This is a genomic window from Klebsiella sp. SYXHC3, from assembly GCF_057196925.1.
Map to the genome: position 1 here is coordinate 296655 of NZ_JBXUNG010000001.1, position 13896 is coordinate 310550.

Below are 13896 nucleotides of genomic sequence, written 5' to 3' on the forward strand. Positions count from 1 at the left end.
CGTGATACCGCACGGCGGTTGACGGAGTGACCCATGAGCATCGAAAAATTAACCCAGCAGCCGCTAACGATTGGCGTGGAACTGCCGCTGGACAATGACTGGTCGACAAGCGGACAGCTAAAACGGCAGCGCGACGGGCGACCGTTTGGCGTGCCGGATATGAGCGAGCACGCGGAGCGCATTAAACTGGCGGAAACGCTCGGTTTTCGCGCCGCCTGGATCCGCGATGTTCCGCTGTACGATCCGCAGTTTGGCGATGCGGCTAACGTCTTTGAAGCCTTTACCTACCTCGGTTATTTATCGAGTCTGACGCAAAATATTTTGCTGGGCACGGCGGCGGTTGTGCTGCCGCTACGTCAGCCATGGCTGGTACGTAAAGCCGCCGCCACGGTGCAGGCGCTCAGCGGCGACCGGCTGCTATTGGGCATCGCCAGCGGCGACAGGCCGGTCGAATACCCGCTATTTGGTGAAGACTACGCCAGCCGCGGCGAGCGTTTCCGTCACGGCGTGAGCGTGCTGAAGGGCGAGACCGATCGTCAGCTGGAGCCGGGCCTGGAGTTGCTGCCAGCCAAACCGACCCCGCCGCTGCTGGTTGCTGGTTTGGCGCAACAAACGGCGCAATGGGTAGGCAGTAATATGGATGGCTGGCTTGCCTATCCTGGCCAGCCTGACGAGCACGTTAGCCGCGTCAAGCTGTGGCGTCGGGTAGCGGGCGAGAAACCCTATATCAGCTTTATCCATCTGGATCTGCAAGATGACGCCAATGCGCCGATTCAGCGCCATCGTTTCGGCATCAGCAGCGGCCGCCATGGTCTCATTCAGGAATTAAATGCGATGCGCGATGCCGGCGTGAACCATATCGGCCTACATTTTCGTCGCAACCAGCGTCCGTTGGCCGAGACGATGCAGGAGATTGGCGAACTGGTGCTGCCGGCATTCCATTATTAAAGTACGCCGTCACCGCCGTCTGAACACCAGACCTGGCCGGAGGCATACGAGCAGGCATCAGAGGCGAGAGTCACATACAGCGGGGCGATCTCAACGGGTTGCCCTGGCCGCCCCAGCGGCGTATCGCCGCCAAAGTTTTGCACTTTTTCCGCCGGCTGTCCGCCGCTTGACTGTAGTACCGTCCAGTACGGGCCGGGAGCGACCGCATTGACCCGGATCCCACGCGGCCCTAACTGCTTGGCCAGCGATTTGGTGAAGGCCACCAGGCAGGCTTTGGTCTGGGCATAATCCAGCAAAATAGGGCTCGGTTTAAAAGCCTGTACCGAAGAGGTGTTGATAATCACGCTTTGGGCTTTGAGGTGCGGCAGCGCGGCTTTGGTTATCCAGAACGGCGCATAAACGTTGGTTTTGAAGGTAGCATCGAAATCGGCGGTGGTAAGTTGCTCAATTTTTTCGCAGTATTGCTGACGACCTGCATTGTTCACAACAATATCCAAACCGCCAAGACCGCTTACCGCTTTTTCCACCAGCGTTTCACAGAAGGATTCCACGCGAATATCGCCCGGTATCGCCACCGCTGTACGGCCTTCCGCTTTGATAAGCGCGATGACGGCGTCCGCATCGCTCTGTTCTTCCGGAAGATAGTTAATGGCAACATCCGCGCCTTCGCGGGCAAAGGCGATAGCCACGGCGCGACCAATACCGGAGTCTCCGCCGGTAATCAGCGCTTTCTTACCCTGTAGCCGTCCTGACCCGCTGTAGCTGACTTCACCATGATCCGGTGTGGGTTCCATTTCGGCGGCCAGGCCGGGAGGCGTTTGCGGTTGATCGGGGAAAGGGGGTTGTGGCCAATGGTTGGTACGCAGTTTGTCATTATCCATAGCAATCTCCTTCACAGAAAAGAGTAATGATAGAAGGTATGCGGACGCTACGATAAATGTAAATCCCTGCCCAATGGACATATTCCCGCTTTTCCTTAGCCAACTTACTGATATAAGGCGATTTATATATAATCTTTCGCTGGGTTATTTTTCAGATTATTCAACTAAATATTTTAAAATAGAATATTTAATCTTATTTACAGTTCTATTTTCTCATGCTCAATTCGTGGTGATTTTTGGTCTCGCCGTCGCGTTTATTTCTTCTGGTTAATATGATCTTAGCGATGGTCTGGTTATTTTTACCGCTCCGCTATTTATTTTTTAATTAATTTCATAGCAACTGTTAATATATTTTATTTAATTTGCATTTTTCACTTATTGCTCCAGACTTAATTCTCGACGGCGATGATTTAGAGCGTTAAATCATCTTTTACTAACCAAGCTAAAAGGTAAACGTTATGGCAGAACACAGAGGTGGTTCAGGTAATTTTGCAGAAGACCGGGAAAAAGCATCTGAAGCCGGACGTAAAGGCGGACAGCACAGCGGCGGGAATTTTAAAAATGACCCGGAACGTGCATCCGAAGCCGGTAAAAAAGGCGGTAAAAACAGCCATGGCGGCGGCCGTAAATCCGGTGATAGCTAGCTTGTGAATATAAGTGATTTGATCTGGTAACTGCTGTTAAAAATACCCTGCGGGTCATCCGACCCGCAGTTTTTAAAAGGTGTGACTTATGAAAATACAAACCATTGAAGATATTTTTATTCATTTATTATCGGATACCTACAGCGCGGAAAAACAGTTAACCCGCGCGCTGGCTAAACTATCCCGCGCCAGCGCATGTGAAGAGCTACAAACGGCATTCAGCGCTCACCTTGAGGAAACACAGGGCCATATAGAACGTATTGATAAGCTCCTTGAACAAAATGATCAAATTCGCCTGAAACGGATGAAGTGTGTGGCGATGGAAGGGCTTATCGAAGAGGCCAACGAAGTGATCGAAGCGACGGAAAAGAACGAGATCCGCGATGCTGCGCTGATAGCCGCCGCGCAGAAAGTTGAACACTATGAAATTGCGGCCTACGGTACGCTGTGTACGCTGGCAGAGCAGCTCGGCTATAAAGCCGCGGTGAAATTGCTGGCGGAAACGCTGGAAGAAGAAAAAGACGCTGATATGAAATTAACGGACATCGCCGTTGGACACGTCAATCAGGATGCCCAACAGTCCGCTTAATCCTATCTAAGGCATCAGGCAAAAAAATGAGTCTTAGTCCGGTTGTAATAAAAAGGTGTCATCTCGTCGCGGCGATAATGTGGTTTGTACTGGCTATACCGTCGGTAATATGGTGGAAAGACAGTGTCCTGTGGGTCATCATTATTAGTATTTATGCAAATATTGTCGGCCACTTATCAGGGTATAGCGCAGCACGAGCCGACCAGGCCGCAGAAGAAAATGAAGATAAGGCTGAAGAGTAATTATCTTTTTATAAAGAGGTTGTTATGACTGATATTGAAAACTATCACGATTGGTTGCGTGACGCGCACGCTATGGAAAAGCAGGCCGAATCGATGCTTGAATCGATGGTCAAACGCATCGACAGCTACCCGGAATTATGCACCCGCCTTGAGCAGCATCTTTTTGAAACCCGTCGGCAAATTACCGTACTGGATGATATTATTGCGCGCAATAATATTTCCCGCTCGGTTCTTAAAGACTCAATGAGTAAAATCGCCGCGATGGGACAATCTATTGGTGGAATGTTTCCACAAGATGAAGTAGTCAAAGGTGTGATCAGCGGTTACGTTTTCGAGCAGTTTGAGGTCGCCTGTTATACCTCCTTATTAACCGCCGCGCAAAAGGTCAACGATCATGATTCGATTGCGGATTTAGAAAGTATTTTGGCGGAAGAGAGAGGTATGGCCGAATGGTTGCTGCAACATATTCCGGATATTACGGAGCAATATATTATCCGCTCTGAAACGCCGGGTTTTGATGCTAAGCGTTAGCGGTAAAAGGTCTGTAAATGATTCGTCTCCTTGCTATCTTGTCGCGTATTAACGATAGCGCGCCGCCGCTAACGGCAGCAGGGCGGAATATTACGTTAGAGATAAATTTTGACGCGCACTGTCAGTGTCCGTCGTTGACCCCGAGGCAGCAAATTCTGGTAGATAAACTGGCCAGACGCAGTACGCCTGCACGGGATAAAAGTCATCCGTCAAAGAAAGGGTAGCCGCTGGCGGTTACCCTTTCTTTGGTCAATCAGTCTGACTATCTTGTCAATAAGGGGAACCTGATGGCTGAGTTTGATGCATTTCATCTCGCGAGGATCCAGTTCGCCTTCACTATCTCTTTTCATATTATTTTTCCGGCATTAACCATTGGCCTTGCCAGCTATCTGGTGGTACTGGAAGGCATGTGGTTAAAAACACGGCGCCTGCTCTGGCGCCAGCTTTATCATTTCTGGCTAAATATTTTTGCGATTAATTTTGGTATGGGGGTGGTATCCGGCCTGGTCATGGCCTACCAATTTGGCACTAACTGGAGCGGTTTTTCCCAGTTTGCAGGCAGCATTACCGGGCCTTTACTGACATATGAAGTTTTAACCGCTTTTTTCCTCGAAGCGGGATTTCTTGGCGTGATGCTATTTGGCTGGAACCGGGTCGGGCCGGGATTACATTTCTTTTCCACCTGTATGGTGGCCATGGGAACCCTGGCCTCAACGTTCTGGATCCTGGCTTCCAATAGCTGGATGCAGACGCCTCAGGGCTTTCATATTGAACAAGGGCAGGTGATACCAGATAGTTGGTTGGCGATAATCTTCAATCCCTCGTTTCCCTGGCGCTTACTTCATATGACTATCGCCGCCTTTCTGAGTACCGCGCTGTTCGTTGGCGCTTCGGCGGCCTGGCACTTATTACGTGATAACGATACGCCAGCCATTCGAACAATGTTCTCAATGGCATTGTGGATGGCGTTAATTGTCGCCCCCATTCAGGCCGTAGTCGGCGATATGCATGGGCTGAACACGCTCAAGCACCAGCCGGCAAAAATTGCCGCTATCGAAGGTCATTGGGAAAATAAACCCGGCGAAGCTACGCCGCTGCTGCTGTTCGGTCTGCCGGATATGGCAGAAGAGCGCACACGATATCCGCTGGCTATCCCCGCCCTGGGCAGTTTGATCCTCACCCATAGCCGTAGCGCCCAGGTTCCAGCACTGAAGGATTTTCCCGCCAACGAACGGCCTAATTCGACGATTGTTTTCTGGTCGTTTCGTTTTATGGTCGGAGCCGGTTTTTTGATGATCGCGCTTGGCGTCATTGGCTGGTATTTACGTCGCCATAAACGTTTATGCGACTCGCGACCTTTTTTGTGGTTTGCGTTAGCGATGGGACCTGTCGGTTTACTGACCATTCTGGCCGGCTGGATCACGACGGAAGTCGGACGCCAGCCCTGGGTGGTGTACGGTCTGTTGCGCACGCGGGACGCCGTCTCAGCGCATAGTACGCTGCAGATGAGCGTCAGCCTGACCGCCTTTGTGGTGGTCTATTTTGCGGTGTTTGGCGTGGGATATCTCTATCTTATTCGTCTACTCAAACTGGGGCCTCAGCCTGAATCGGAATTAGCGCTTAATTCCTCCGGAACGCCAGCGCGTCCTTTATCGGCGCCGGATAAATTACCGAGTGAGGAGAAATTCTGATGGGAGTGGATCTGGCAGTCATCTGGTTTGCGATAATCATCTTCGCCACGCTGATGTATATCGTTATGGATGGTTTCGATCTCGGCATCGGCGCGCTATTTTTATTTACCCGCGATAAGGCGCACCGCGACACCATGGTCAATAGCGTGGCGCCCGTGTGGGATGGAAATGAGACCTGGTTGGTATTAGGCGGCGCCGGGTTATTTGGCGCTTTTCCGCTGGCCTACGCGGTGATCGTTGACGCCCTGACCATCCCGCTTACCGCGATGCTTATTGGCCTGATATTCCGCGGCGTGGCGTTTGAATTTCGTTTTAAAGCCGCGGAATCCCATCGCCGGTTTTGGGATAGCGCGTTTATGTGGGGGTCATTATTAGCCATCTTCAGCCAGGGGATCATCGTCGGCGCCATTCTGCATGGTTTTCCGTTGCATGGGCGGCAATTCGCTGGTTCGCCGCTTGACTGGTTGACGCCATTTAATTTGTTCTGTGGATTAGCGTTAATTGCCACTTATGCCTTACTGGGGGCGACCTGGCTTATTTTAAAAAGTGACGGGGCGTTGTTACGCTTGATGCGTCGGTTAACACGCACACTGCTGCTGCTTTTTCTAATTGCCATGGCTGTCATTAGTTTATGGACGCCGCTTACCCTCGAACGAATTGCTGAACGCTGGTTTTCGCTCCCCAATGTCTTCTATTTTCTACCGGTGCCGCTACTGGTCCTTACCCTCAGCCTCTGGTTATGGCGGCTGAGTCAACGCGCCGACAGCCACGCCGCGCCTTTTATTCTTACGCTTGGGTTGCTGTTCCTTGGTTTTAGCGGTTTGGGGATAAGTATCTGGCCCTGGATCATCCCACCGAATGTGACGCTCTGGCAGGCAGCGGCGCCAGTGGCCAGCCAGTTGTTCATGTTGGTCGGCACGCTGCTGATTGTTCCGGTTATCCTGGCCTATACCGCCTGGAGTTACTGGGTCTTTCGCGGCAAGGTGCGGGCAGATGAGGGCTATCACTAATGTGCAAGCGTATCGCCAAAAGGCTGGGCTGGCTGCTGTTGATCTGGTGCTGCGGCGTTCTGGTGGTGTTAATCATCAGTACGCTGGTGCGCGGTTTTATGACGCTGGCGGGGCTGCATGTCTAAAACGAGGGGACGAAGATGGCAGAGCAACCGTGGTTTCAAAACGCTGTAATTTATCAGGTTGATACCTCGCTGTTTTATGATGCCAATGGTGATGGCTGTGGCGATCTGGCCGGAATAAGGCAAAAACTCTATTACTTACGTAGCTTTGGGGTGACGGTATTGTGGTTAACCCCCTTTTATCTGACGCCATTTCTCGATGACGGTTACGACGTGCAGGATCATCTGCAGCCCGATCCGCGTTTTGGGCAAATCCGTGACGTTATTCAACTGATTGATGACGCGCGGGAACTGGGGATACGCGTAATCATCGAGTTGGTTATCCAGCATACCTCTTCGCAACACCCCTGGTTTCTGGAGGCGCGTAAAAACAGACATTCTCCTTTCCGGCCATATTATCTCTGGGCCGATTCGCCGCCCGAAAAGGACGATCCGCCAATGTTTCCCGGTGTCGAAAAGAGCGTCTGGCGCTGGGATCAACAGGCGGGACAGTATTATCGTCACATGTTCTATCGCCACGAGCCGGATCTCAATCTGGTGCACCCTCCGGTGATAGACGAAATTGACAATATTGTGCGTTTTTGGCTACGCGTTGGGGTGAGCGGTTTTCGGCTAGACGCCGCCTCGCACCTGGTTAAACAAGCCGGAAATGGAGACGAAGAGCAGGGGTACTGGATATTGGCCCATCTTCGGCAACTGGTTGAACAGACAAATCCTGAAGCCATTCTGCTCGGTGAAGTTGACGTGGCAGTGAACGATTACCGTCACTATTTCGGCCACAGCGATCGCCTGCAACTGGTGCTTAATTTCTGGCTGAACAAATTTTTTTACGTCAGCCTCGCCCGGCAGAGTGCGAAGCCGCTCGTTAGCGCGCTGCAAGCGATGATTAAGCCGCCGCCCGGTTGCTGTTTTGCTAACTGGCTACGTAATCACGATGAGCTCGACCTGGAGGGTATTGAGGACGCAGACCGGCAGTTTGTGCTGCGCTGTTTCGCCCCCAAGAAGTCGATGTCAGTCTATCAACGTGGCATTCGCCGCCGCCTGGCGCCGATGCTGGAGGGCAATATCCGTCGGCTGGCGCTTAGCCATGCGGTGTTACTGTCGCTGCCTGGCGTGCCTGTGATGCGCTATGGCGATGAAATCGGTATGGGCGAGGATCTGTCGCTGAAAGAGCGTTATGCCGTGAGGACGCCCATGCAGTGGTCAGCCGGGGTGAATGGGGGCTTTTCCACCGCCGCGGCGGAAAAATTACTCGTCAGGCCGGTTGCCAGCGGTCCCTGGCGATATCAGCAGGTCAACGTCGAACTGGCGTTGCGTCAACGCCACTCGTTGCTGCAGCGAGTGCGGCAGATGGTTCAACTGCGCGCCGAATATCATGAGCCTGGCACCACCCCCTTTGAGCTAGTATCCGGCTTGCCGCCATCGGTGTTAGCGCTGCGCTACCGCAGTCAATCTCGCGATCTGCTGATGTTGGCGAACTTCAGCGAACGCCCGGTAGAGGTACGATTGCCGCGTCAGGAGACAGGTTACTGGTCCTGCGTGCTGGAGGACCGCCGTTATCGCGATAGCCTTACCGGCGGCAAGGTCTGCCGGTTACAGCTTGCCGATTATGGTTATCGCTGGTTTAGCCGCCAGCACGATTAACGGCGCTTGCGCGGGCGGCGTAGTAGTCCGCGTAATATCATCAGTCCAAATGCGATCCCAACGCCGGAGGCGACTTTACCAGGCAAATCGGCGCTGACGTTAAATGAGCGCTGGCGAGCGCCAGCGCTAAATGTCCCGCGGGTGCTGTGCTCGCCCCGCACGGCAGAATAGAGATCGTCTGGCTTTTCGCTACGTTTCGCTTGCGCTGTCAGCTGACCTTCCCAGGCTTTGTTAACCATCAGGCGGTCAAGTAGTGAAGGGAAGAAAAATTGGCCAACGATGGATTGAATGGTGCTTTTACCCACCCACAATTCACGAACGGGGCGCTGAACGACGCTGAAAATCGCCTCTGCCGCCACCTCCGGCTGATAAACCGGGGGGACGGGCTGCATCTCTTTATCCATTTTATTTCTTGCCCAACCAAACTGCGTCGTATTCATTCCCGGCAGTTGGACCATGGTTAATTGGATCCGGCTGCGTTGATGCATCAGTTCGGTTCGCACAGCATCGGTAAATCCGCGAATCGCCGCCTTCGCGCCGCAATACGCCGATTGCAACGGGATGGAACGCCAGGCAAGCGCGGAGCCCACCTGGATTATTATCCCGCGGTTTCTGGGGCTCATCACTTCCAACGCGGCGCGTGTGCCGTTGACATAACCTAAATAGGTCACCTCCGTCACGCGGCGAAATTCCTCATCACTCATCAAATGGAAGGGCGCTAACACCGTGGTCATGGCATTATTGATCCACACTTCAATGGCGCCGAGCTGGGTTTCGATTTCCGCCGCGGCCTGCCGCAGCGAACGGGCATCAGCGACGTCAGCGCTGATAACCTGCGTCCGGACGCCGTACTGTCGACATGCGTTTTCGGCCTCCTGTAGCCCACTTTCATCGCGCGCAATAATCGCCACATCATAGCCTGCCTTAGCAAAACATAGCGCCGTCGCTTTACCGGCGCCCGCACTGCCGCCGGTGATAACCATTACCGCCATAGTCGCCTCAATTGGTCTGAACATGGCATTTCGCCATGGTGTATTGGTCACTGAGTACTTGAGTATTATTGATTCATTGCTGGCCGGTGGTCGGAAATATCCGAGAGTACTTATTATGGCTAACAGACGACATTATTTATTATGGCAATGGCCAAATTTCATGATAACGCTACAATTTATAATTCAATGCCGCAAAGTTGGAGGTGGTATGTATATTAATCATGTTACTGAAAAAGAAGAGGACGACCCGACACGGGCTCCTGAGTCAGGCGATAAACAACCGGAACGCGATAAGTAACGTCTCTACGCTTCGGTCGGAATAATTGAAATCTGGCCATTACGTTCGAGGATCGCAAATTTAATCTTCTCAAGTTGATATATACCATGGTGCTGTCGCGCGGCGAGCAATATGTCATCCACAGAGATATTGACCATTTTCATTTTATCGTCAGCGACAACACCATTTTCTACGACGATCGTCGGCGAACCATCAAGATAATTCTCAGCCTGCGAAAAGCGCTTCTTTATATAGCCAAATAAAATATCCACGCTGACCAGCGTGACAATAGTCAGCATTGAACCGGTAACAGAATAGTCGGTGCTGAGCATGGCCTGCTGGGTGGCCTCACTGATAATCAACAGTAAAATCAGATCAAAACTGGTGAGTTGCATAAGCGTTCTTCTACCAGCAACTTTAAATATAATCAATAAGATAAGATAGATTGCGACGGCTCTGAGCACCATTTCCATCGTTGTGACTCCTAAGGAAAGACAAATTGGCTAAAGGTGACGGCAGGTTGCCGGTACGCCTGTAGTGTCGTGGAAAGTTTGCCAAATGTTTTTGGCGTGATAGATAACCACAGCGAAAGCGGCGCGCCACTGCTATTTTCATTGTAAACCAGTATCAGATGACCGTTAGCGCTGTACATTTTATCGGGCTGTGGTCGAATATCACCAATTTGGTAATGGCTTAATAACGTGGGTGAAAAATCCACTGAGGTATGAGCGAGGCCACTGTTTTTTATCTGAACATTGACTTCGGTTTCGCTCATTAGCCTGGCAAAACGGTCATAGTCTACCGTTAACGATGAAGCGGAATTCTCATGATGGGCGGAGCTCAGGAAGCCAGATGAAAATAAACCGCATAATGCAGCAATGATAATAATGGCGAGAAAAACCACCCCATAGCGCCGGAAGTTATACTCGAAGCGTAACGCCTGTAGATTCTCGTTTATCTCTGGCGGATCCTGTTGATTATTGTCCATCTTTCGGCTCCAGCATGATGTTTATATTTAACGATACGATAGCGACGTTGTTATTTTAGCTGATATCAGAATTATTGACGTTGTTAAAATCGCTATCCGCGGCCAGACTTTAATAACAGTCATGCTGACATGAAAGGTGAAATAATGAGGAAAAAGCTAATCGCGACACTCTGTTTGTTACTCACCGCTGGCGTCTGGGCTGAAGAAAAGGGCGGTTTTAAAAACGATGCCGCGCCGCCGCCGCCGCACCAGCTGGACGACGGCTATCGCGGTATGGAGGATGGCCGGATTATGACCATTGAGCAGGCGAAAACCATGCACGACGGCGCGACTATTTCCCTGCGCGGCAATGTGATTAAGCATGAAGGCGACGACCGTTATCTGTTCCGTGATAAAACTGGCACCATTGCGGCCATTATTCCGGCAGCCGTTTTTGATGGTCAGGACATCAAGCCAGACAAACTGGTGAGCATCAACGGAAGCCTGGATAGTAAAATGACGCCGCCGCTGGTGCGGGTTGATAAGCTGCGCAAACAAGCGCCCAATTAACCGGAGAGCCTGAGTATGAGCAGAGCGCATCACCATGAACTCGATAAACGCGGTAAACACCCGGCGCGAGAAGAGCCGGGTAAACACGGTGAGATCCCGCGGAAACGGGATGATAGCGACGATCACCGAAGCGATCCCTATCATCCGACGGAAAACGCCAAAGCGGTATGTTTCTGCTGAGGGTAATGAAACCCCGCGCCGCGCGCGGGGTTAGCGTTTACTCACGTAGCGCGTTTCGCCAGTCAGCGATCAGGTCTTGCGGATCTTCAATACCTACCGAGAGTCGAATCAACTGCGGCGTTATGCCATTCGCCAGCCGCTGTTCCAGCGGAATGGAGGCGTGCGTCATGCTGAATGGCTGGCTCACCAGGCTTTCCACACCCCCCAGGCTTTCCGCCAGGGTAAATAACCGTAGTTTTTTGATGATGCGCCCGGCGTAGTCATCATCTCCTTTGACCACAACGGAAATCATACCGCCTGGCAGGGCCATCTGTCGGCGAGCCAGATCGTGATGAGGATGGCTGGCGAGCCAGGGGAACCACACTTTCTCGACCTGCGGTTGCTGCTCCAGCCATTCCGCCAGCAGCAGAGCGTTGCTGCTATGACGTTCCACCCGTAGAGCCAGGGTGCGAATGCCGCGCAGCGTCAGGAAGCTGCTGAATGGGTCAAGTACGCCGCCGACGGCGTTTTGCAGATAGCCCAACTTCTCGGCCAGCGTCGGATTGTCGCCAACCACCGCCAACCCGGCGACGACATCCGAATGACCGTTGAGATATTTGGTCGCTGAATGCACCACGATATCAAAGCCCAGTTCGATAGGGCGATGGATGATCGGTGAGGCAAAGGTATTATCGGTGACGCTGATAATGTTATGTCGACGGGCAATCTCGGCAATGGCCGCAAGATCCGCCAGCTTGAGTAACGGATTGGTCGGCGTTTCCACCCAAATCATCCGCGTATCAGGGCGGATCTCGGCTTCGATGCCTGCCAGATCGTCAGGTTTGACCCAGGTCACTTGCAGACCGGCGCTACGACGGCGAACATTTTCAATCAGCCGGTATGTGCCGCCATAGACATCATCTACCGCCACCAGATGGCTATCCTTATCCAGCAGTTCCAGTACCGTGGAAATGGCCGCGAGGCCTGAAGCAAAAGCAAAACCCCGGCTACCGCTTTCCAGCTCTGCAATGGCCGTTTCCAGCGCGTGGCGGGTCGGATTGCCGCTACGCGAATATTCATAGCCGGTATGCTGGCCCGGCGCGGGCTGGGCAAAGGTAGAGGTGGCGTAAATTGGTGGCATCACCGCGCCATGCTGGTCGTTAAAAATGCCGCTATGGACGCTGAGCGTCTGTAAATTTTTCATGTTCGTTCCTTATTGTTCCAGTCGGTTACGCCAGGTGGTCAGGACGTCGCTACGGGTAATCAGGCCGATAAACCGATCGTTATCGGTAACGACCACGACATGTCCACGGTCGAAGATATCTTTAAGCGCGCTTTCCGGGGCGTGCTTATCCAGGGTTTCGACATGGCGGGTCATCGCCTCTCTGACCGGTAGCGCGAAACGCCGGCTGTCGCCCTGGACGTGGCTTATCAGATCCCATTCATCGACGATGCCAACCACGCGGCCGTTTTCCAGCACCGGCAGCTGGGAGAAATCGTACAGGCGCATACGAGCAAGGACGGCAGCCAGCGTATCGTCGGGCGCGGCGGTGACGGTTGCGCCTTCATCATGACGCAGGGCGATAAAATCGCTAAGATCGCCGCGCGTCGGGCGGCTTAGCAGACCTTGCTGGCGCATCCAGTCGTCGTTGAACATTTTCGACAGGTACTTGTTACCGCTATCGCAGGCGAAGGTTACCACCCGCTTAGCGGTGGACTGCGACCGGCAGTAGCGCAGAGCTGCTGTCAGCAGGGTGCCCGTTGACGAGCCGGCGAGGATACCTTCCACTTGCAGCAGCTGCCGGGCGGTGGCGAACGCTTCACGATCGGTCACGCGCCACGCTTTGCGCACCTTCTCCAGATGGGCGAGCGGGGGAATAAAATCTTCGCCGATCCCCTCCACCAGCCAGGAGCCGGTTTCGCCGTATTGCCCGGTCTCTACCTGATCCGCCAGAATCGAGCCCGCAGGATCGGCAAGAATAAATTCGGTTTTCGGCGAGTGTTGCGCAAACCATGCCTGCAAACCGCCCAGGGTACCGCCTGAGCCGACACCAACCACCACGGCGTCAATGTCGCCATCGAGTTGCTCAAACAGCTCCGGCGCGGTAGTGGTGGCATGAGCCAACGGGTTGGCTTCATTATTGAACTGGTCAATATAAAACGCGCCCGGCGTTTCATCCGCCAGACGGCGGGCGTAGTCCTGATAATAGGCGGGATGACCTTTGTTGACGTCCGAGCGGGTTAACTGCACGGTGGCGCCCAGCGCACGCAGATGGAAAATTTTCTCGCGGCTCATTTTGTCCGGCACCACCAGGATCAGTTTGTAGCCTTTCTGCGCGGCAATCAGCGCCAGCCCCAACCCGGTATTACCGGCGGTGGCTTCAATGATGGTGCCGCCGGGGCGCAGTTTTCCCTGGCGCTCGGCTTCATTAATCATCGACAACGCCACGCGATCCTTTATCGAACCGCCGGGGTTTTGGTTTTCCAGTTTCAGGAACAGGCTGCACGGGCCGGTATCCAGTTTATGCAGCTGTAACAGTGGGGTATGACCAATCAGGTCGCTTACAGAGTGAAAGAGTGACATAACCATTTACCCATTCGTATCGAGATAGCTGAATGGTAGAACTGT

General features: G+C 53.0%; 17 protein-coding genes. 11 read left to right on the plus strand and 6 right to left on the minus strand.

The window, feature by feature from the left end:
• Positions 1-33 precede the first annotated feature (33 nt).
• A complete protein-coding gene (locus AC2CGP_RS01440; RefSeq protein ID WP_047080486.1) occupies positions 34-948 on the plus strand; it encodes a TIGR03571 family LLM class oxidoreductase in 915 nt (304 codons plus the stop codon).
• On the opposite strand, the gene AC2CGP_RS01445 is transcribed toward AC2CGP_RS01440, so the two are convergent.
• Positions 945-1829, minus strand: coding sequence for an SDR family oxidoreductase (locus AC2CGP_RS01445; RefSeq protein ID WP_015366683.1), 885 nt, complete (start codon positions 1827-1829; stop codon positions 945-947). The two genes, AC2CGP_RS01440 and AC2CGP_RS01445, sit on opposite strands and share 4 nt — an antisense overlap.
• Positions 1830-2287: 458 nt before the next feature.
• Between AC2CGP_RS01445 and AC2CGP_RS01450 the strand changes: the two genes are divergently transcribed.
• From AC2CGP_RS01450 to AC2CGP_RS01485, 8 genes are all read left to right on the plus strand, one after another.
• Positions 2288-2473 carry a con-10 family general stress protein gene (locus AC2CGP_RS01450; RefSeq protein ID WP_004143718.1) on the plus strand — a complete coding sequence of 62 codons (186 nt, stop codon included), beginning with the start codon at positions 2288-2290 and terminating at the stop codon, positions 2471-2473.
• An 88-nt stretch (positions 2474-2561) separates the two neighbouring features.
• Entirely contained in the window at positions 2562-3062 is a 501-nt protein-coding gene (locus tag AC2CGP_RS01455) for a YciE/YciF ferroxidase family protein (protein WP_015366681.1), read from the plus strand.
• A 26-nt stretch (positions 3063-3088) separates the two neighbouring features.
• On the plus strand, positions 3089-3304 hold the full coding sequence (locus tag AC2CGP_RS01460) for a hypothetical protein (RefSeq protein ID WP_032705768.1): 216 nt from the start codon (positions 3089-3091) through the stop codon (positions 3302-3304).
• 24 nt (positions 3305-3328) lie between these two features.
• Positions 3329-3835 carry a ferritin-like domain-containing protein gene (locus tag AC2CGP_RS01465; RefSeq protein ID WP_015366679.1) on the plus strand — a complete coding sequence of 169 codons (507 nt, stop codon included), beginning with the start codon at positions 3329-3331 and terminating at the stop codon, positions 3833-3835.
• Between the two features lie 287 nt (positions 3836-4122).
• Positions 4123-5526, plus strand: coding sequence for a cytochrome ubiquinol oxidase subunit I (locus AC2CGP_RS01470; RefSeq protein ID WP_045413899.1), 1404 nt, complete (start codon positions 4123-4125; stop codon positions 5524-5526).
• Entirely contained in the window at positions 5526-6536 is a 1011-nt protein-coding gene (cydB, locus tag AC2CGP_RS01475) for a cytochrome d ubiquinol oxidase subunit II (RefSeq protein WP_045413903.1), read from the plus strand. The genes AC2CGP_RS01470 and cydB overlap by 1 nt, the downstream gene beginning before the upstream one ends.
• Complete coding sequence (locus AC2CGP_RS01480) at positions 6536-6661, plus strand: DUF2474 family protein (protein ID WP_015366675.1); 126 nt, start codon at positions 6536-6538, stop codon at positions 6659-6661. Before cydB ends, AC2CGP_RS01480 begins: the two co-directional genes overlap by 1 nt.
• Positions 6662-6676: 15 nt before the next feature.
• Complete coding sequence (locus tag AC2CGP_RS01485) at positions 6677-8302, plus strand: alpha-amylase family protein (protein WP_154105097.1); 1626 nt, start codon at positions 6677-6679, stop codon at positions 8300-8302.
• Here AC2CGP_RS01485 and AC2CGP_RS01490 read toward each other — a convergent pair.
• The 3 genes from AC2CGP_RS01490 to AC2CGP_RS01500 form a co-directional block, all read right to left on the minus strand.
• A complete protein-coding gene (locus AC2CGP_RS01490) occupies positions 8299-9318 on the minus strand; it encodes an SDR family oxidoreductase (RefSeq protein ID WP_227542167.1) in 1020 nt (339 codons plus the stop codon). The genes AC2CGP_RS01485 and AC2CGP_RS01490 overlap by 4 nt on opposite strands.
• Positions 9319-9597: 279 nt before the next feature.
• Positions 9598-10044 (minus strand): DUF421 domain-containing protein, encoded by a 447-nt coding sequence (locus AC2CGP_RS01495; RefSeq protein WP_015366672.1) that lies wholly within the window; start codon positions 10042-10044, stop codon positions 9598-9600.
• A gap of 11 nt (positions 10045-10055) precedes the next feature.
• On the minus strand, positions 10056-10559 hold the full coding sequence (locus AC2CGP_RS01500; RefSeq protein ID WP_032714460.1) for a hypothetical protein: 504 nt from the start codon (positions 10557-10559) through the stop codon (positions 10056-10058).
• Between the two features lie 144 nt (positions 10560-10703).
• Here AC2CGP_RS01500 and AC2CGP_RS01505 point away from each other — a divergent pair, with 144 nt between their 5' ends.
• Positions 10704-11108 (plus strand): YdeI family stress tolerance OB fold protein, encoded by a 405-nt coding sequence (locus AC2CGP_RS01505; protein ID WP_015366670.1) that lies wholly within the window; start codon positions 10704-10706, stop codon positions 11106-11108.
• A gap of 15 nt (positions 11109-11123) precedes the next feature.
• Positions 11124-11288, plus strand: coding sequence for a hypothetical protein (locus tag AC2CGP_RS01510; protein WP_015705356.1), 165 nt, complete (start codon positions 11124-11126; stop codon positions 11286-11288).
• Positions 11289-11325: 37 nt separating this feature from the next.
• Here the strand turns inward: AC2CGP_RS01510 and AC2CGP_RS01515 are convergent, their stop codons facing one another.
• Both AC2CGP_RS01515 and AC2CGP_RS01520 read right to left on the minus strand, forming a co-directional pair.
• Positions 11326-12471 (minus strand): trans-sulfuration enzyme family protein, encoded by a 1146-nt coding sequence (locus AC2CGP_RS01515; protein WP_126026472.1) that lies wholly within the window; start codon positions 12469-12471, stop codon positions 11326-11328.
• A 9-nt stretch (positions 12472-12480) separates the two neighbouring features.
• Positions 12481-13857 (minus strand): pyridoxal-phosphate dependent enzyme, encoded by a 1377-nt coding sequence (locus tag AC2CGP_RS01520; RefSeq protein WP_162184312.1) that lies wholly within the window; start codon positions 13855-13857, stop codon positions 12481-12483.
• Positions 13858-13896 lie beyond the last annotated feature (39 nt).